At 38.5% G+C, this 18,452-nt stretch carries 14 protein-coding genes; 10 read left to right on the top strand and 4 right to left on the bottom strand.

Features of this window, described 5'->3' with window-relative positions; all coding sequences use genetic code 11:
• Nucleotides 1-7: 7 nt before the first annotated feature.
• The 6 genes from H4K35_RS11095 (at nt 8) to H4K35_RS11070 (ending at nt 6,732) form a co-directional block, all read left to right on the top strand.
• Nucleotides 8-2,434, top strand: a complete 2,427-nt coding sequence (locus tag H4K35_RS11095; RefSeq protein WP_182627956.1) for an ABC transporter permease — start codon at nt 8-10, stop codon at nt 2,432-2,434.
• On the top strand, nt 2,427-3,722 hold the full coding sequence (locus H4K35_RS11090; RefSeq protein ID WP_182627953.1) for a TolC family protein: 1,296 nt from the start codon (nt 2,427-2,429) through the stop codon (nt 3,720-3,722). The genes H4K35_RS11095 and H4K35_RS11090 overlap by 8 nt, the downstream gene beginning before the upstream one ends.
• A 117-nt stretch (nt 3,723-3,839) precedes the next feature.
• A complete protein-coding gene (locus H4K35_RS11085) occupies nt 3,840-4,970 on the top strand; it encodes an Mrp/NBP35 family ATP-binding protein (RefSeq protein ID WP_182627951.1) in 1,131 nt (376 codons plus the stop codon).
• A 22-nt stretch (nt 4,971-4,992) separates the two neighbouring features.
• Nucleotides 4,993-5,232, top strand: a complete 240-nt coding sequence (locus H4K35_RS11080; RefSeq protein ID WP_182627949.1) for a NifU family protein — start codon at nt 4,993-4,995, stop codon at nt 5,230-5,232.
• Nucleotides 5,233-5,341: 109 nt separating this feature from the next.
• Nucleotides 5,342-6,394 carry an NAD(P)/FAD-dependent oxidoreductase gene (locus H4K35_RS11075; protein WP_182627947.1) on the top strand — a complete coding sequence of 351 codons (1,053 nt, stop codon included), beginning with the start codon at nt 5,342-5,344 and terminating at the stop codon, nt 6,392-6,394.
• Between the two features lie 2 nt (nt 6,395-6,396).
• Entirely contained in the window at nt 6,397-6,732 is a 336-nt protein-coding gene (locus H4K35_RS11070) for a 2Fe-2S iron-sulfur cluster-binding protein (protein WP_182627945.1), read from the top strand.
• Nucleotides 6,733-6,882: 150 nt separating this feature from the next.
• On the opposite strand, the gene H4K35_RS11065 is transcribed toward H4K35_RS11070, so the two are convergent.
• Both H4K35_RS11065 and H4K35_RS11060 read right to left on the bottom strand, forming a co-directional pair.
• The gene (locus H4K35_RS11065) at nt 6,883-7,575 is read right to left on the bottom strand and encodes a DedA family protein (protein ID WP_182627943.1); all 693 of its coding nucleotides are present in this window, start codon (nt 7,573-7,575) and stop codon (nt 6,883-6,885) included.
• Nucleotides 7,576-7,617: 42 nt separating this feature from the next.
• Nucleotides 7,618-8,868 carry a dicarboxylate/amino acid:cation symporter gene (locus tag H4K35_RS11060; RefSeq protein ID WP_182627940.1) on the bottom strand — a complete coding sequence of 417 codons (1,251 nt, stop codon included), beginning with the start codon at nt 8,866-8,868 and terminating at the stop codon, nt 7,618-7,620.
• Between the two features lie 287 nt (nt 8,869-9,155).
• Between H4K35_RS11060 and H4K35_RS11055 the strand changes: the two genes are divergently transcribed.
• The 3 genes from H4K35_RS11055 to H4K35_RS11045 all read left to right on the top strand — a co-directional run bounded on the left by H4K35_RS11055 (nt 9,156) and on the right by H4K35_RS11045 (nt 13,322).
• Nucleotides 9,156-11,057, top strand: coding sequence for a S9 family peptidase (locus H4K35_RS11055; RefSeq protein ID WP_182627938.1), 1,902 nt, complete (start codon nt 9,156-9,158; stop codon nt 11,055-11,057).
• Between the two features lie 220 nt (nt 11,058-11,277).
• Entirely contained in the window at nt 11,278-12,477 is a 1,200-nt protein-coding gene (locus H4K35_RS11050; protein WP_182627936.1) for an aminopeptidase C, read from the top strand.
• A gap of 17 nt (nt 12,478-12,494) precedes the next feature.
• Nucleotides 12,495-13,322 carry a mechanosensitive ion channel family protein gene (locus H4K35_RS11045; RefSeq protein WP_182627934.1) on the top strand — a complete coding sequence of 276 codons (828 nt, stop codon included), beginning with the start codon at nt 12,495-12,497 and terminating at the stop codon, nt 13,320-13,322.
• Between the two features lie 480 nt (nt 13,323-13,802).
• Here the strand turns inward: H4K35_RS11045 and dusB are convergent, their stop codons facing one another.
• Complete coding sequence (dusB, locus tag H4K35_RS11040) at nt 13,803-14,798, bottom strand: tRNA dihydrouridine synthase DusB (RefSeq protein ID WP_182628007.1); 996 nt, start codon at nt 14,796-14,798, stop codon at nt 13,803-13,805.
• Nucleotides 14,799-14,937: 139 nt separating this feature from the next.
• Between dusB and H4K35_RS11035 the strand changes: the two genes are divergently transcribed.
• Nucleotides 14,938-17,304: a hypothetical protein gene (locus H4K35_RS11035; RefSeq protein WP_182627932.1), complete on the top strand. Its 2,367-nt coding sequence runs from the start codon at nt 14,938-14,940 to the stop codon at nt 17,302-17,304.
• On the opposite strand, the gene H4K35_RS11030 is transcribed toward H4K35_RS11035, so the two are convergent.
• Nucleotides 17,285-18,442, bottom strand: coding sequence for a Pycsar system effector family protein (locus H4K35_RS11030; protein WP_182627930.1), 1,158 nt, complete (start codon nt 18,440-18,442; stop codon nt 17,285-17,287). The two genes, H4K35_RS11035 and H4K35_RS11030, sit on opposite strands and share 20 nt — an antisense overlap.
• Between the last annotated feature and the right edge of the window lie 10 nt (nt 18,443-18,452).

The following is an 18,452-nucleotide window of genomic DNA, read 5'->3' as shown; positions in this document are numbered from 1 at the left end:
TCACTGTATGGTTTCCAATTGGTTAAAATTATATTTCCGATATTTTAAAAAGAATATCTGGTTATCCTTGCTCAATATTTTGGGGTTAGCTATCGGTATGGCCACACTGATTATTGTGCTTTTCTATTGGAAAAACGAGCATAGCTTTGACCAATGGAACCCCTATAAAAACAGAGTGTATGAGGTAGAAGGAACAGCAGATTCCTATTTTAAAAATTGGTTTCCTGCTCCTATAGCCAATCAACTCGATCAAGCTACCTCTATAATTGAAGCCTATAACTTTAGCTATATGTCTTTCAATATGATGAGTGTAGTAGTGGAGGGGAAAGCTGATTTCTTATATGATATTGACGAACGTCAAGCGAATTTCTTCGAATTTTTTCCTTTTACAGCAGTCTTTGGTAGTGCGGAAGCGTATAAACAAAATTACAAAGACGCCTTAGCGCTAGAAAAGAATGAAGCAGAGCGATTGTTTGGTGTAGGAATTGATCCAATTGGAAAACTCGTACAACTAGACAATGGAAAAGTACTAACGGTTCGCTTTGTGTTTGAAATACCTGGAAATAGTTCCATTAGGTTTAAGGGACTAACCTCTTATGTAACAGAAAGTCAAATTGCCTATAATCGAGCAGATAATTGGGGAGATCACAACTATAGGTTACTCCTTAAATTAAAAGAAGGAATAGGAATAAATGAAGTGGAAAAGCAGTTACAGGATGTTTTTTACAAAGAGATTACACAGTTATATGCTCAAGATGAAGGAGTTTCAGTTGAAGAGCTGAAAGAAAAGATGCAGGGATTTATGGTGTTGAAATACAATGAACTGAGTGGAGTTCACCTCAATCCAGAATCGAGTGGATTAGGAGCAGGACCAGCGGCAAATAAAATTGTAAATATCATGTTGTTTTCTGCCATTTTACTCTTGGTGTTAGCGCTTGTCAACGCTATCAATCTTGCACTCGTACAAAGCTTTAAGCGCGCTAAGGAAATTGGTATTCGAAAAGCTATCGGAAGTACGCAGCGTCAGTTGTTAAAACAGATGATGTTTGAAGCGGGGATCACAACCTTGTTTTCTTTTGCAGTTGCCTTGGTTCTCGTTGAATTGGGCATGCCTTATTTTACTATTTTAGTAAGTCGAACCCTAACAACGGATTTTTTGTCCTTAGTGCCTGTTCTTGGTCTACTTTTGCTTGGGGTATACCTATTATTAGGTGTATTACCTAGTCTTTTTGTAGCCTCTTTTGATGCAATTAAAGTATTGAAAGGTAATTTTTCTCGAAGTAAATCAGGTTTGCGTTTGCGTAATGCGCTATTGGTTTTTCAATTTGTGATTGCGTTTTTCTTTTTGTCTACGGCCATTTTTGTTCAACAACAAGTCAGCCATCTCTTACAAGAAGATTTGGGCTTTAATGGCGATCAAGTGGTCAATATTCGCTTTAAAGTCAAAGACGAAAAACAACACAGTGCCATCTATCAGCGCATAGAAGCAGATCTACAAAAAATAGAGGGAGTTAGGGCCATCACAAACCATTCTATGTTGATGGGATCGGGCTATGGCAGTAGTTCAAGTAATATGATTGGAGAAGTATCTTTTCAAAGTGAAAACGTCCCTGTAGGCTATGATTTCCTTAAAGTATTCGATGGACAATTGGTTGAAGGACGATTTTTCGATCGCGCTTTCGCATCAGATAGCATCAATAAAATTGTCGTTAATGAAACCTATAAGAGAACGTTTAATTTTTCAGATGGAATTATCGGGAAAAAGATGAAGTGGAACGGACGGGATTTTGAAATTATTGGCGTTGTAAAAGATATGAAAATAGAAGGATTTAGTCAGGAAATTCCCCCCGTAACCTATTTTATGCCTAACTCAGTAGGATGGTTTTCGGGACTGATTGAAACAATTTCCGTAAAAATTGATCCTGAGAACGTACAACACACCCTAACTCAATTGGAAGCTTTTTGGACGAAACGCGTGGAACAGACGTATCCCATGCAATATGAATTTGCCAATAAAGAATTTGCTGTGAGCTATCAGAAAACCTTATATGAACGAACGCTTTTTTTGTGGTTAATGGGGGTGTCGATGTTTATTGCTCTCTTTGGATTGATGGCTATTGTGTCCTTTAGTATCGAAAGCCGATTAAAAGAAATTGCGATCCGAAAGGTACTAGGCGCGAGTAGAAAAGAACTCATCTTTAATCTATCGGCGCGTTTCATGGTTTACTGTGTGTTCGGATTTGTATTATCTGTTTATCCTGTTTACTATTTGTTGCAATTGTGGTTAGAAGATTTCGTTTACCGCATTGACTTGTCCATCTGGCCATTCTTGTTTGCTTTTATTGGGTTAACGTTCTTTTCCATGCTGTTGGTTTTTTGGAAATCCATCAAAGCAACGCGTATTTCAACATTAAAATACATAAATTATGAATAAGAAGATTTGGACGTTAATTGCTGTATGTTGTACCTCCTTCCTCTTTGCACAAGAAAAGTGGACGCTAAGTGATTGTATGCGCTTGGGAGAAGAAAATAGCTATGAGTTGATGCTAGCACAGCTGGAAAAGAGCACGGTGGAGGTACAACAGCGCAGTATGGCCTCTTATTTCTTGCCAAAAGTCGGATTGAATGCCTCACAGAGCTTTAATTATGGATCGGCGATTAATCCAACGACCAACACCCGAGTAAGCTCAAATATTCAATCCTTACAAACGTCAGTAGATGCGTCGATTAGCTTGTTTGATTGGTCGGATTATCTCGATCGTCAGAGCCGAAAGTTAAACACCTCTTATGCCAACCTTCAAGAAGAAGAGGTGAAGTATTACTACCAACAACGTGTCTTGGATTTATTTTTTCGCATTATTGGAACCCAAGAGTACTATACTTTGCAAAGCCAACAGTTGAAAAATAGCCAGCTCAATATGGAACGCGTGATCAAAGAAGTTGAGGCAGGGGCCAAACCCCAAAGCGATCAATATGACATTGAGTATATCTTTGCCAATGAACAAATTGGAATACAACAAACCGTCAATGATTTACACAACCAAAAATTACAGCTCCTTCAGCTGTTGGATGTTAAAACGGTTGAAATTACCGATTTTGAACTGGTGTTTGAACGGGAATTTGTTGGATATAATTCGGATTATGAGTTCAATCCCATCTTGGAAAAAGCAAAGCAGTATCAGCTCATTTTAGAGGCGGAAAGAAAGGCTTTACAAGCAAAGAAATACCCTCGAATTACCGCCAATTATCAGTGGGGAACTTTCTATTCAAAACCCTTTAATACCAGTTTGGATTGGGAGGTGGCTTCGTTTTCTAGACAGTTTGGCGACAATAAAAGTCACTATGTCGGTATTGGTTTTAACATTCCCCTTTTTCAAGGGGGGGCTATCACGAGGCAGTTGCGAAAAAACAAAGTTGATAGCGAGCTAAATACGCTGAAAATTCAGGACAAAGAGCGATTTATTCAAAAAGAAAATGACCAATTAATCCAAGAAATCGATCAGATTGAAACCCTAAACCAACGCTTGAGAAACAGTATCGAATTAGCACAAAAATCCTTTCATACAACTCAGGTAAAATACGAGAATGGCAAGGCGGATATTTTCTCCTTTAATGCAGCGAAAAATCAACTGCTCACTGCAGAATTTGCCCTTATTCAGAACGAAATAAAACGCGTTTTTTTAGCTAAAAAAAGAGCGCTTAATTATGCGAATCACCTATAAGGCCAAGTGTACTAGGGAATTGCATTTAGAATATATTAACATCATAATTTCAAATATAACTGCTATATTTGCGTTAGTCAAGATTTATAGTAAAATATTGAAAACTAATCGCATATAATGAAATTAGATAGAAAAGATATTTTGAAGGCATTAGAGACTATTTCTATTGCTGGAGAAGGAAAAAATATGGTTGAAAGTGGGGCAGTAAACAACGTTATGACCTTTGGAGATGAGGTTGTTGTTGATTTAATTTTGTCAACGCCCGCTTTGCACATCAAAAAAAGAGCCGAAGTAGATGTGATGAAAGTGATTCACGAACAAGTGTGCGACAAGGCAAAAGTAAAAGTAAATATTAAAGTAGAAGCACCTGAAAAACCAGAGATAAAAGGAAAAGCAATACCAGGTATTAAAAATATCGTTGCGATTTCTTCTGGAAAGGGAGGTGTTGGTAAATCTACTGTTACAGCAAATATTGCGGCAAGTCTAGCTAATATGGGCTTCCGTGTAGGGGTGTTAGACGCAGATATCTACGGTCCGTCAATGCCAATTATGTTTGACGTAGAAAACGCAAAACCCATTTCAGTTGAAGTAGATGGGCGCTCAAAAATGAAGCCTATTCTTTCTTATGGGGTTGAATTGCTGTCTATTGGATTTTTTACCAAAGCAGATCAAGCAATCATTTGGAGAGGACCTATGGCAGCTAAAGCATTAAATCAGATGATTTTTGACGCAGATTGGGGCGAATTAGACTTCTTACTATTGGATTTACCTCCAGGAACAGGAGATATTCATCTGTCAATCATGCAATCACTACCTGTTACAGGAGCCGTTGTGGTATCTACACCACAAGCCGTTGCACTTGCAGACGCAAAAAAAGGAGTGTCGATGTTTACTTCAGACAGCATCAATGTACCCGTGTTGGGAATTGTTGAAAACATGGCTTATTTCACACCAGAAGAATTGCCAGACAACAAGTATTATATCTTTGGAGAAAACGGAGCGAAGAACCTGGCGCAAGACTTACAAGTGCCTTTCTTAGGTGAGGTGCCTATTGTTCAAAGTATTAGAGAGGCAGGGGATTTCGGTCGTCCTGCAGCACTACAAAGTGATACGATTGTTGCTAAAGTATTTGAAGAGATTACTAGAAATGTAGTTGAACAAGTGGTATTGCGCAACGATTCCTTGCCGCCAACAGAGGCAATTAAAATTACGACTATGGCTGGGTGTTCAGCTGTAGGGAAAAAATAAAACCATTTTATAGACTAAATATATGGCATCAGAAACTATCAGAGAAAACGTTATGAAGGCGTTAGACGAGATTCGCCCGTTTTTGCAAACCGATGGCGGAGATATTACCTTAATTGATATAGAGGATGACAAGCACGTAAAAGTTCGCTTAGAAGGAGCGTGCACAGCTTGCAGTGTCAATCAAATGACATTGAGTGCTGGGGTTGAAACTACAATTAAAAAATATGCACCCGAGATCGAGTCGGTAGTTAATGTTGGATAAAAATAACAAGTCAACTATTTGCTAGAGAGTATATTATCTTTCATTTAGTTGACTTTTATCATTTTTAATAAACATTACAAAGGATACCTTTGTATTAAAGAACTACACCATGATTGAAACCGATATAATTATTATTGGAGCTGGACCAACGGGTCTATTTGCTGTTTTTGAAGCAGGTTTGTTAAAGCTTAAATGTCATATCATTGACGGATTGCCTCAACCAGGAGGTCAATTAACTGAGCTTTATCCTAAAAAACCTATTTTCGATATCCCGGGATATCCTACCGTGGGAGCAGCAGAATTAATCGATAATTTAATGGAGCAAATCAAGCAGTTTCAACCGGGTTTCACCCTGAATGAAGTTGCTGAAACAATCGAAAAACAAGAAGACGGTACGTTTATCGTTACCACTAATAAAGGAACAAAACACCACGGAAAAGCAGTGGCTATTGCTGGAGGTTTAGGTTCTTTTGAACCGCGTAAACCAGAACTGGAAAACTTGGCGTATTACGAAGATAAAGGCGTTGAGTATTTCGTGAAAAAACCAGAAATGTTCGCTGGAAAACACATCGTAATCGCTGGTGGAGGTGACTCTGCCCTAGATTGGAGTATTTTCTTAGCTGATGTGGCAGAGAAAGTTTATTTGGTACATAGACGTAACGAATTTAGAGGGGCTTTAGATTCTGTAGAGAAAGTACAAGTCCTGAAAGATAAAGGGAAAATTCATTTAATCACCCCAGCAGAAATCGTTGAACTGAAAGGAACGACTAAACTAGATGCTGTAGTAGTGGAATGCGAAGGCGAACGCCGTGATGTTCCTTGTGATTACTTTATTCCTTTGTTTGGGTTAACACCTAAATTGGGTCCAATTGCAGATTGGGGATTGGAAATTGAAAAAAATGCGATTAAAGTAAATAACGCATTGGATTATCAAACGAATATCCCTGGAATTTATGCTATTGGTGATATTAATACCTATCCAGGAAAACTAAAGTTGATTCTATGTGGATTCCACGAAGCGACTTTAATGTGTCAAAGTGTGTATAACATGTTGAATCCTGGAAAGAAATTCGTCTTGAAATATACGACGGTTTCTGGGATTAATGGATTTGATGGAACGCGAAAAGAAGCGGAAAAAGCTGTTGTTAAATCAATTGAATAGTCATGTCAGATATTAAAATTACAATTATTGATAGAGAAGGTGTAAAACACGAGGTTGATGCGCCAACAGATATGAGTATGAACGTCATGGAAGTTGTTCGTGCTTATGAACTAGCACCCGAAGGAACTATTGGTATTTGTGGTGGAATGGCTATGTGTGCTTCTTGTCAGTGTTATGTTCACAACGCTGATGAAGTTGATGTACCAGAAATGAATCCCGATGAGGAGGCAATGCTTTGGGAAGCACTAAACGTCAAAGACAATAGTCGTTTAGGATGTCAAATTGCAATTGTTCCCGAACTGGAAGGGTTAATAATTGAATTAGCTCCTGCAGAGTAGATTGTAGTGTGTTAGAGAAACGATCATCTCGTTTTGATATCCACATACCAAAATAAGAAAAGCGACGGTGAAAACCGTCGCTTTTTGTTTTTAGTGCTATAACTGTCACCGTAAACCAAAAAAAATAGGCACTCATGTGCCTATTTTTAATTATTCTTCTGTGATGGTTTCTGTTTTCTTTCTTTTTGCCAATTTGATGATAATTGGCAAAGTAGTAGCAAGAACCAAGAACAAGACAATGTACTCGATATAATCTTTCAAGTTGATGCCGTAGCTTTCCAACAACCAAACTTGTAAGTAATGTCCTGCAAAAATCAACGTAGTTGCCCATAAAAATGAACTAATAACGTTGTACAGCATAAAACGCTTAATATCCATGCGGACAATTCCCGCGATAATCGGAGCAAAAGTTCTAACAACAGGCAAGAAACGAGCAAAGATAATCGCTCTTCCACCGTGTCTTTCAAAGAATACTTTTGATTCGTATAGATATTTTTTCTTGTAAATGAAATTGTCTTTTACATTGTAAAGGTAATTGCCACTCTTGGCGCCAAACCAATAGCCAAAGGAGTTGCCGAGAATTCCGGCTACAGCGACTAAGGTGGATAACAGAGCAACGTTTAAAAAGTCGCTTTCTATTGGGAAAATTTCTTGCATTAATGCCGTACTGTAAATACCAGCCAAGAACAGTAAACTATCCCCTGGTAAAAAGAATCCAGCAAATAATCCTGTTTCAGCAAATACAATAAACAATACAACATATATTCCAATAGAGTGACCCGCAATCTCTAAATTGATATAGAACTCAGGATTGATTAATTGTGATAAATGAAATTCGTCCATAGTTTGTTTTTAGTGTGTCTTTATTTTGTTTTATCGTGTTTTTTAATTTTCAATCTGCAGGGTGTTTTCCTCCTCTTTGCTTTCAAACTTATCGATTGAGGCAGTTGATAATGCATTACCCAAAACGTTTGTCATACTTCTACCCATATCGCAGAAGTGATCAATAGGCAAGATAAATGCAATTCCTTCTGGTGGGATATTAAACATTGCGCAAGTGGCCACAATAACAATCAAGGAAGCACGGGGTACACCCGCCACACCTTTACTCGTAATCATCAGCACTAAAAGCATTAGAATTTGGTCGCCTAAGGTCATCGGAACATCGTAAATTTGGGCGATAAATATACTGGCAAATGTCAAGTACATCATACTGCCATCCAGATTAAAGGAATACCCCAAAGGCAAGGTAAAGGATACGATTTTAGGCGAACAACCAAATTTGTTTAGTTGCTCCACCAATTTAGGGAAAACTGCTTCGCTACTTGTTGTAGAGAATGCAATTAGTAAAGGTTCTTTGATTGCTTTTAGCAAACGCCATACATCTTTTCCTAGAATTAGGTAGCCCACTAAAATTAAAACGGCCCATAAAACAAGTAATCCAACAAGAAAGGCGAGTAAGTACTTGGCATAGGTGAAGAAAATACTCAGTCCATATAGAGCAACTGCACTGGCAATCGCACCTAAAACCCCTAATGGAGCTGCCCACATGATGTAGGTTACCATTTTAAGCACGACTTCCGAAATGCGGTCGAATAATTTGATAATGACTTTTCCTTTTTTTCCAATACTTGCTAAGGCTATGCCGAAAAATACAGCAAATACCACAATTTGTAAGATCTCATTGTGAGCAAAAGCATCGAATATACTCTTTGGAATTAAGTGCTCAATAAAGGATTGAAGACTTAATGCATTCGTACGCGTTAATAGATCATCCGCAGAGGAGGTGTTGTCTAAATTGAAGTTTGCATTTGCTCCTGGTTTAAACCAGTTTACTAAAACTAAACCAATTCCAAGAGAAACCAAGGAAGCGGTAATAAACCATCCCATTGCTTTTCCTCCGACGCGACCCACCATTCTCATGTCACCCATTTTGGCAATTCCAACCACTAAAGTACAGAAAACCAATGGTGCTATGATCATTTGAACCAACCGAATGAAGATCGTCCCTAGTAATTTGATGTTTTCTGAAAAACCAGAAATGTAGTCTGGAAGTGAATAATGAATGATACTCCCAAAAATAACCCCTAAAACTAAGGCGATGAGAATAGCAATAAAAAGTTTATTGTTTTTCATAGATGAAAAAATTTGTCGGTGAAAATAGTTATTATTTTTATAATAATTCTATGTTTTAGATAAAAATAACACTTCAAATTGCATTCCAATATTTCGGATAATGGAACTTTTTTCTCTTTTTTCTTTCGCTTTCGATGAATAAAAAACGGGGTTTTAGTTTTGATTTGCGGATGAATTACAAAATAAATAAGAAAAGAAAACCGCCTTATTAACACTTCTATCGCATTCTGTCGTAGTTTAGAATCAAAAGAAAAGAGTAAATTTACGGCTTAATAAACCTACTCAATATGAAAAAAATAGTTTTGTTTGCCTTGAGTTTAGCGTGTTTTACTACGTTCGCTCAAGAAGTGATGACAAAAGAACTCTTGTGGAAATTAGGGAGAGTAAGTCCTGTTGGAATTTCAAAAGATGGGAAAAGCCTTGTTTACAAGGTGACTCATGCCAAGATGGAAGAAAATAGCTTTGATACTAAAACCTATCAAATGCCTATTGGAGGTGGAACACCCGTTGAAATAGAATCGCATAAAGATGTGGTAAACAATACCGCTATTTCACCTGATGGGAAGTATATCTTGTTTGATGAAGCAGTTAAAATCAATAAAGTCTTAGGAAAAGATTTATACCCAGCCATGGAGCATTCCGATGCCTATGTGTTTGATGGATTGGATTACAGACATTGGGATACGTGGAATGACGGGTCCCACAACCACGTGTTTTACGCACCCAAAGACAAACAAGACAACAAAATTGACATCATGAAAGATGAACCCTATGATGCTCCGCAAAAACCATTTGGAGGTTCGGAGGATTATATTTGGGCACCGGATGGAAAGTCAATTGTCTATGTGTCTAAAAAGAAGTTTGGAACGGATTATGCCTTGAGTACAAACACCGATTTATACCAATATAATTTAGAAACACAACAGACAAAGAATCTAACAGAATCAAATGTTGGTTATGACACGCATCCAACGTATTCTCCTCAAGGACATTTGACTTGGTTGCAAATGAAACGCGATGGATACGAAGCTGATAAAAACGATATTATTGTGCGTATTGGTGAGGTAGAGCAAAACCTAACGGCAAATTGGGATGGTACAGTAGATAGCTATAAATGGAGCAAAGACGGAAGCAAAGTGTATTTCGTTGCAGCAGTAGGTGGTACGGTACAACTGTTTGAAGTGAATTTCCCAGGGTTAAAACGCATCGCTCCAGTAGTGAGACAGTTGACTGACGGAAACTTTGACGTTACAGGTATCGTAGGATTTGATGGAGATAAAGTGATACTCACTCGTACAGATTTCAATCATGCGACGGAAATTTTTTCTTACGATCTAAAGAAAAAAACATGGAATCAACTAACTAAAGTAAACGACGAACTGTATTCAAAAATTGCGATGAGCAAAAGTGAAAAGCGCATAGTGAAAACAGTAGACGGAAAAGATATGGTGACTTGGGTAGTCTACCCGCCGAATTTCGATCCGAATAAGCAATACCCTACTTTGTTGTACGCGCAAGGGGGACCACAATCGGCTTTATCTCAATTCTATTCTTTTCGTTGGAATTTCCAATTGATGGCTGCTGAAGGCTACATTATTGTAGCGCCAAACCGCAGAGGGATGCCTGGACATGGAGTAGAGTGGAACGAGGCAATCAGTAAAGATTGGGGAGGTAAACCCATGCAAGATTACCTAGCCGCTATCGATGATGTAGCAAAAGAAGCATATGTTGACAAGGAGCGCTTAGGTGCAATCGGTGCAAGTTATGGGGGATATTCTGTATTTTATTTGGCTGGTATTCACGAAAATAGATTTAAGACGTTTATCTCACACTGTGGGGTATTTGACTTAGTAAGCATGTACGGAACTACAGAAGAAGTTTTCTTCCCTAATTTCGATACAGGTGGAGCTTATTGGGAAAAAGACAATAAAGATGCACAAAATGCAATTCAAAACTTTAACCCAATCAACAATGTGGATAAATGGAACACGCCGATCTTAATTATTCAAGGAGGAAAAGATTATCGCGTGCCAATCGGACAAGGACAAGAAGCATTCCAAGCCGCGCAGTTGAGAGGAATTAAAAGTAGATTCTTATACTTACCAGAAGAAAATCACTGGGTAGTTCAACCGCAAAACGCTCAAGTTTGGCAAGGTGAATTTTTCCGTTGGTTAAAAGAAACATTATAGTCAAAAAAAAGCAATCCGAAAGGGTTGCTTTTTTTTTGGTGAATGGTGAGTAAGGTTATGGTAGAGAAAACTAAACAACAACGAGCAAATCGTAACGAAGTGAAAATTCATCGAACACCAAAACAAAATATAAACTAGGTGAGATAAAGAACAAAAAAAACCGTTCTCCAAGGTCATTAAACAATGTTTTTTTATCTTTACGACTATAACAACAGTAAAAATGAATAAAAAAACGATTCAATCATGGGTCTTGACGGCGGTTTTATCTGTTATATCGGCGTCAACGACATTCGCACAAGACAATCTTGTCAATGCATTAAAATTAAACGCAAGTGATAAAAGCAAGGAGCTGTATCAGTTTAAGCCAGTAGTAGATATTGAAAATACGTCGATTAAAAATCAGGGATCTTCAGGAACATGTTGGAGTTATTCTGCTAATTCGTTTATCGAATCAGAAATGATGCGTATGGGTAAACGTCCAGTTGAGATTTCGCAGATTTATTCGGCACGTAATGCCTATATCGAAAAAGGAAAAATGTATGTGCGTATGCAAGGTGCCGTGACGCTAGGTGATGGAGGTGCGTTTCACGATGTAATGAATATGTATCGTATGTATGGTGCTGTACCACAAGAGGTTTATACAGGATTAAACTACGGTACGAAGAAGAATCAATTTGCAGAAATGGCAGCGATCCAAGAAGGAGTGCTAAAAGCAGTAGTTTCAAATCCAAATGGAAAACTAACACCTAACTGGCAAAAAGCCTATACAGCAGTCATTGATGCTTATCTTGGTGAAGTGCCAGAAAAATTCAAATGGGAAGGAAAAGAATACACTCCTCAGACTTTTGCCAGCGAAGTAATCGGAATTAATCCAGATGACTATATCGAAATTGGTTCAGATATGAACTACCCTTACTATGATAAATTTGTTCTATTAGTGCCAGATAACTGGGCGTTTGATCAAGTGTACAACGTGAAAGTAAACGAGATGACCGATATCATAGACGAGGCAATCAACAATGGATTTACTGTTGCTTGGGGTGGAGATGTGAGCGAAAAATACTTTAGCTGGAAAAATGGAGTTGCCTATGTTCCTGAAAAAGATTGGGAAGATATGAGTGAAGACGAGCGCAAGGAAATTTTCAACGGACCAAAACCAGAGCGAAGCGTAACAGCTGAAATGCGTCAACAAGCATTTGACAATTATTCCACAACGGATGATCACGGTATGCATATTGTAGGAATTGCTAAGGACCAATCAGGACGTGAATTTTACATTGTAAAAAACTCTTGGGGAATTTCAAATGATCACCAAGGATATATGTATATGTCCAAAGAGTATGTCAAATACAAAACGACAGATTTTATGGTGCACAAAGATGCACTGTCGAAAGACATGAAAAAGAAATTGAAAATCTAAATTAAAAAAAGAAAGCTATGGAAATGTTATGGAATGGACTAGAACAGATGTTAGATTCAATGTGGCATGCAATACCTAAAATAATTTTAGGATTAGTCATCTTGGGAGTCGGCTCGTATCTAGTTAAACTTGTTTTAAAGGTGATTCGCAGACGTCTTGAGAAAAGAGACGTTGAGCTGTCATTACGCGGTTTTTTATTGAGTGTAGTCAAAGCGACGCTGTACATCATCTTGCTAATTGTGGTAGCTGCAACGATGGGATTCCAAGTAGCGGGAATTGCAACGATTTTTGCCTCGGCTGGTTTGGCGATTGGTTTGGCTCTACAAGGGAGCTTGTCGAATTTCGCTGGCGGAGTTCTCGTGTTGCTATTCAAACCCTTTAAGGTAGGAGATTATATCTCGAATCCAAGCGGTACAGAAGGAACCGTAGAACGCATTGATTTGCTGTATACCACATTAACCGGACCAACAGGATTGAAAATATTTAGCCCTAATGGACCTTTGGCAAATTCTGTAATTACCAATTACTCTGAAATTACCTCTAGACGACATGATTTTGTTGTAGGCATCGGCTATAATGAGAATATCAAAGAAGCCCAAAATGTTATTTTTGCCGCTTTAGCTAAACACAAAGCTGTATTGCAAAGTCCTGAACCTATTGTGTTTGTGAGTAATTTAGGAGATAGCTCTGTAGATTTAAACGTGCGTACTTGGATTGGAAAAGCAGATTACTGGAATACAGTATTCGAAATCCAACAGATTATCAAAGTAGCACTTGATGAAGCCAATATCGAAATTCCATTTCCACAACGCGATTTGCACATTGTCTCTGATAAAACGAAATAGTTTAGTGTAGAATGGAGATGTGAGAGGAGTAACTTGTTTTAAATAAGAACAAAGAACTAACAGCAACGAAATCTGCGCGGTTTTTACGGTTTGTTTTTTGCGCGGTTTTTACGGTTTGTTTTTTGCGCGGTTTATCTCACCTAGTTTATATTGGTTTTGGTGTTCGATGAATCTACGATTTGTTGTTTGCGCGGTTCGCGCGGTTTGTACGGTTTGTACGGTTTGTTTAGTTTCTTCGTTTGTAAGATAATTGCGGTTTACAACGAGCAACGAGCAACATAAGATTATTAAAAGAGCTGAGTTATTTCAGGCAATTTCTCTTCAATAAAAAAGGGATGAGTTTTAAATAAACTCATCCCTTTTTTTATTGCTCTTTGTTTGATTTTCTCTTCATAAGAATTCACCACTCACCACTCACCACTCACTACTCACCACTCACTATTCACCACTCACTATTCACCACTCACTATTCACCACTCACTATTCTCCAATCACATAATCTTTGTATTCTTCAGCAATTTGGTCAAATAAGTTCAGTAACTCCGTTACGTCATCTGTAGTAACTAATTTCAGGCGATGTGGTTTAAAACTGTGGATACCTTTGAAGTAATTGGTATAGTGGCGACGCATTTCTACAATACCCAAGCGCTCTCCTTTCCATTCCATCGACCAAATCAGATGGTTTTTAGCCGCTTCTAAGCGATCTTGAATCGTCGGTGGGGCTAGGAGTTCACCCGTTTGGAAATAGTGCTTTATTTCGTCAAAAATCCATGGGTATCCAATCGCAGCACGACCAATCATCATACCGTCTAAACCGAATTTTTCTTTGTATTCTAGGGCTTTTTGTGGGCTATCAATATCGCCATTGCCAAAAATTGGTATTTTGATGCGCGGATTGTTCTTAATGCGTTCAATATGGGTCCAATCGGAGTGTCCTTTGTACATTTGTGCGCGGGTTCTCGCGTGGATGGTCAAGGCTTGTACTCCCACATCTTGTAGTCGCTCAGCTACTTCGTCTATGTTAATCGACTCCTCATCCCACCCCAAACGCGTTTTGACCGTAACAGGCAAGGAGGTACTCGATACAACTGCTTTAGTTAGGCGGATCATCAAGTCAATGTCCTTCAATACACCTGCTCCAGCTCCTTTGGAAACGACCTTTTTTACCGGACACCCAAAATTAATATCCACTAAGTCAGGACGTACTGTTTCAACTATGCGCGCTGACATCGCCATCGCTTCTTCGTCTCCACCAAAAATCTGAATACCAACTGGTCGTTCGTAATCAAAAATATCTAATTTCATCTTGCTCTTTATCGCATCGCGAATTAATCCTTCAGAAGAGATAAATTCGGAATACATTAAATCCGCCCCGTGCTTTTTACACAAACGGCGAAAAGGAGGATCACTCACATCTTCCATGGGCGCCAAAAGAAGCGGATGATCAGGTAATTCTATATTGCCAATTTTAATCATAATCGTTTTCGATATTTCCTGCAAAAGTACAATATTTTATTTTTTCGTTTTTTAGAACTTTTGAAAGAAGATAAATCGGCGGAAACGGAATTAAAACTAAGGGATTCCGTATCTTTAAACCCTTATTGAAGTACATGACATGAGATTAAAAGCGTTTGAATTGACCCCGTTCCACATCGAATTCTCCTTTGACAAGCTAAAAGAAGAATTGAGGAAGTATATTGCGCTTGACTATGGAAATCCGTATAAGAAAGCGTATTACGAAGATCTTTTAGCTAGAGCTGATCAACAGCTGATCGTCGATGAAGAGGTGATTGATAACCCCCTGGCAGATACCTATGAAAGTTTGGTGAAAGAACTCTTTGATGTTATCTTTCCTTCGGCTTTGTCAGACAATGAGATTAAGGCGGTTTCTATGCCTTTTCAAAATATCATGTTCAACCACACCAGGCGTTTTAAGCAAATTATTATCGATGCAGGAGGACGCTATACAGGGGAAATACGCAACTTTAATCAAAACGAATACTATATTGCGTGTTGTTGTATAATTATGAATTTTTACTTCAACACGACCTTTGATCTCAGCCAACCACTATTTATTGATTTACCAGATAAGCGCGGCATTACGCGATATTATCGCGTGTTGTATAACGCGGATTTTGTCGAACTTTCCCCAAGGGAAAACGCCGTAATGCTCACCCAAGAAGACATCGAATTACTACAAGATAACTACGATAATTTCGAACTCTGGCAACGCTATTTTCCGCAGAAAAGCTGGAACCTCAAGGGATTCGGCTTGTTGAGTTTGGTCGATGTTACCTTTGAAAATGCCTTGTCACTGCTAAAAGAAAGCTTCTTGAAAACAGAACTACAACGCAAACCATTGGGTGATTTTATCAATCAATTGTTTAGTTCTATTTTTAAGTTGCCTAATCTCAAAGTCGGATTGACGGTGTTGCGCGGCGACTCTACTACACAAGCAGAGCTACAAAACGCCATGATTGTCAATAGCTATTTGCTCAATGAAGAACAAAGCAAAATCGTTATTTCTGCCCAAGCCTATCGCCAATTGATGGTTCAGAAGCAATACTTTAGTATTTCCAACGTTCAGGCAGAAACCCAAAATGAAGATCATCGTGAAATGTGTCAAAACCTCGAGAAAAAGGGGGTTCGAAGCTGTTTATTTAGCCCGATTATCACCTCGACAGGAATTGAGGGAATCTTGGAAATCGTGTCGAGCAATCCACGCGATTTGCACAGTGTGAGTGCACAAAAATTGAATGAACTCATGCCGATCATTTCCGAGACCATGGAGCGCGTGAGAACCGATGCTTTAAATCACATCGAAGCAATTATACAACGCGAATACACGACCATCCATCCAAGTGTGTATTGGAAATTTCTCGAAGAAGCACAGAAAAACTACCTAGATAGCGTGGCAGATAAAAACTATATGCTCAGACCTATTGTATTTCCTGACGTGTTTCCTCTATATGGTGAAATAGATATCAAAGGGTCTAGCCAATTGCGCAATAACGCCATTCAACAAGATTTGATGACGCAGTTAACTCAATTGTCAGATTTGCTAGAAGATTTTATGGATGCTAGCGATAATATCTTGTTGGAAAAGCATCGCTTGAAAATTCAAGCGTATTATAAGCAGGTAAAAAATCAATTTTATTCAGGATTAGAGCAACGCATTCAAAACTATATTCGAGAAGAAATACACCCTTTATTGCGAAAAGAGAGCTATCTGTTTCACGCAGAAAAGTTAAATGAATACTTTGCGTATGTCGATTATGAACTCGATGTGTACTACCGTTACCGCAAAGTATTTGACAAGCAGATTGGACGCATTAACAAGTGTTATTCCGATATTTTAGACAAGAGACAAAAACAGGCCCAAGAGGTCTATCCGCATTATTACGAGCGTTTTAAAACCGATGGAGTAGAACACAATATGTATATTGGCGATTCTATTTGCCCTGATCGTCCCTTTGATATTACGTATTTGCAAAACTTGCGCTTGTGGCAACTACAGGTGATGGCAGAGCTAATGTGTGTGCATTACCGCAACAACATACAGGATAAAATACCCATGGACGCTACCTCGTTGATTTTAGTGTATGACGCCTCGTTGAGTATTCAGTTTCGAATGGATGAAAAGCGTTTTGACATTGACGGTTCCTACAATACTCGATATGAAATTATCAAAAAACGCTTGGACAAAGCAATGATTCAAAACTCCGAAGAGCGCATCGTACAACCGAAGAGTATCGCCATTGTATTTGCCTCTTATGCCGATCGCGATGAATATATGGCATACGTCAAGTACTTACAGCATCTCGGGCTGTTAGAATCAACTATTCAAGCTTTTGAGGTTGAGGATTTGCAAGGCGTTTCTGGGTTAATTGGACTGCGGGTGCTGGTGAATGTAGACTTTAATCTAGAGCGACTGGATTATCCCCAACTCATGGTGAATTTCCTTAGAAACCAATACCTCTAAACGCGAGAACAAAGGCAACAACCGATGCGAGTATACCAACAGTAAAAATGGTATACGTCATGCGCAATAGGGTATACTTGCGGTGTAATACCTTACCTAAATAGTACAAATCGGTAGTCAGGGCTTCGTATATGTTTTCTTCTTTGCGAATTAAATTTCGCAGGGTTTTGTAGTATTCATCTAAAGGCATTTTGTGAAATGAACCAAAGAAAAGCAAGTTTACCGTGTGATTTTCAATTTCTTCTTGAGAAAAAGTGCCTGTGGTTACTTTAGGTCTAGTCGACATAATTGCAAATATAATGGTGGCTACACTGAAGAAGATTAACACAAAGGTTGGAACAATCAAATGGGCGTTTGACGGGCTATCCAGTTTGGGAATTAGCGTAGATAAGCAGATGGAAATGATGATTGCATTCACCGACAGTAGAATATTTGCTTTGCGATCTGCGATAGCACTCAGTTGAGTGTGATTGCGCAGCGTGGTGCGAAACAAAGTATCGATGGATCTAAAATGTTCTCTTTTCTCTGTTTTTTCTTTCTTTTTCTTGTCTTTTTCAATACGCGATTGAATGTCAAAAATATTCTGTTGTTTTTTGGGTTGCCAATTTTGTCGGGCGTAATCTGTGTAGTAACGGTGCTTATAAACGAGAAAATTTAGGTTCTGTTGGTTCCATTCCTCTTGTGTGAAAGCATAGTTACAAGTAGTGATTAATTCCTTTAATAGCAAATTGCTTACTTCGCTAAAGTCCTTGTCCGCCATATGTGCAAAATCGGCATCTTTGATAATACACTCTAACAGATTGGTTGGTACATGATCTAATTTTGTCGCTAAAATAAGCGCTTGTATACACTGAATGTCCGCTACATCAATGCCTTGGTTTTGCAGAAATTGTTCCGCAATAGCGGCACCGTGCTTCTCGTGTTCCTCACATGATATCGTGTAGCCAGTATCGTGAAACCACGCCGCAAGTCTTAAATTCATCGCCTCTTTTTCACTGACACTGATTTGTTCTAATAACTCGTCTAAACCATTTACTACGCGGATAGTATGGTTAAAATTATGATAGGTATATTGTTGTGATAATGTATCTTTGTATAGTTGAAAGATATACTCTTCAACTTTTTGTAAAATAGTCATAGCAACCCTC

It is taken from the genome of Myroides sp. NP-2 (assembly GCF_014145665.1).
Taxonomy (GTDB): Bacteria; Bacteroidota; Bacteroidia; order Flavobacteriales; family Flavobacteriaceae; genus Flavobacterium.
Note: the sequence above shows the minus strand (reverse complement) of the source record. Positions and strands in the feature narration are given on the sequence as shown.

Excerpts from the sequence above, each read along its gene's own strand:
- H4K35_RS11080 (WP_182627949.1), top strand. The coding sequence starts at position 4,993 with ATGGCATCAGAAACTATCAGAGAAAACGTTATGAAGGCGTTAGACGAG.
- H4K35_RS11075 (WP_182627947.1), top strand. The coding sequence starts at position 5,342 with ATGATTGAAACCGATATAATTATTATTGGAGCTGGACCAACGGGTCTA.
- H4K35_RS11050 (WP_182627936.1), top strand. The coding sequence starts at position 11,278 with ATGAATAAAAAAACGATTCAATCATGGGTCTTGACGGCGGTTTTATCT.
- H4K35_RS11095 (WP_182627956.1), top strand. The coding sequence starts at position 8 with ATGGTTTCCAATTGGTTAAAATTATATTTCCGATATTTTAAAAAGAAT.
- H4K35_RS11055 (WP_182627938.1), top strand. The coding sequence starts at position 9,156 with ATGAAAAAAATAGTTTTGTTTGCCTTGAGTTTAGCGTGTTTTACTACG.
- dusB (WP_182628007.1), bottom strand. The coding sequence starts at position 14,798 with ATGATTAAAATTGGCAATATAGAATTACCTGATCATCCGCTTCTTTTG.
- H4K35_RS11035 (WP_182627932.1), top strand. The coding sequence starts at position 14,938 with ATGAGATTAAAAGCGTTTGAATTGACCCCGTTCCACATCGAATTCTCC.
- H4K35_RS11065 (WP_182627943.1), bottom strand. The coding sequence starts at position 7,575 with ATGGACGAATTTCATTTATCACAATTAATCAATCCTGAGTTCTATATC.
- H4K35_RS11090 (WP_182627953.1), top strand. The coding sequence starts at position 2,427 with ATGAATAAGAAGATTTGGACGTTAATTGCTGTATGTTGTACCTCCTTC.
- H4K35_RS11030 (WP_182627930.1), bottom strand. The coding sequence starts at position 18,442 with ATGACTATTTTACAAAAAGTTGAAGAGTATATCTTTCAACTATACAAA.
- H4K35_RS11085 (WP_182627951.1), top strand. The coding sequence starts at position 3,840 with ATGAAATTAGATAGAAAAGATATTTTGAAGGCATTAGAGACTATTTCT.
- H4K35_RS11060 (WP_182627940.1), bottom strand. The coding sequence starts at position 8,868 with ATGAAAAACAATAAACTTTTTATTGCTATTCTCATCGCCTTAGTTTTA.
- H4K35_RS11070 (WP_182627945.1), top strand. The coding sequence starts at position 6,397 with ATGTCAGATATTAAAATTACAATTATTGATAGAGAAGGTGTAAAACAC.
- H4K35_RS11045 (WP_182627934.1), top strand. The coding sequence starts at position 12,495 with ATGGAAATGTTATGGAATGGACTAGAACAGATGTTAGATTCAATGTGG.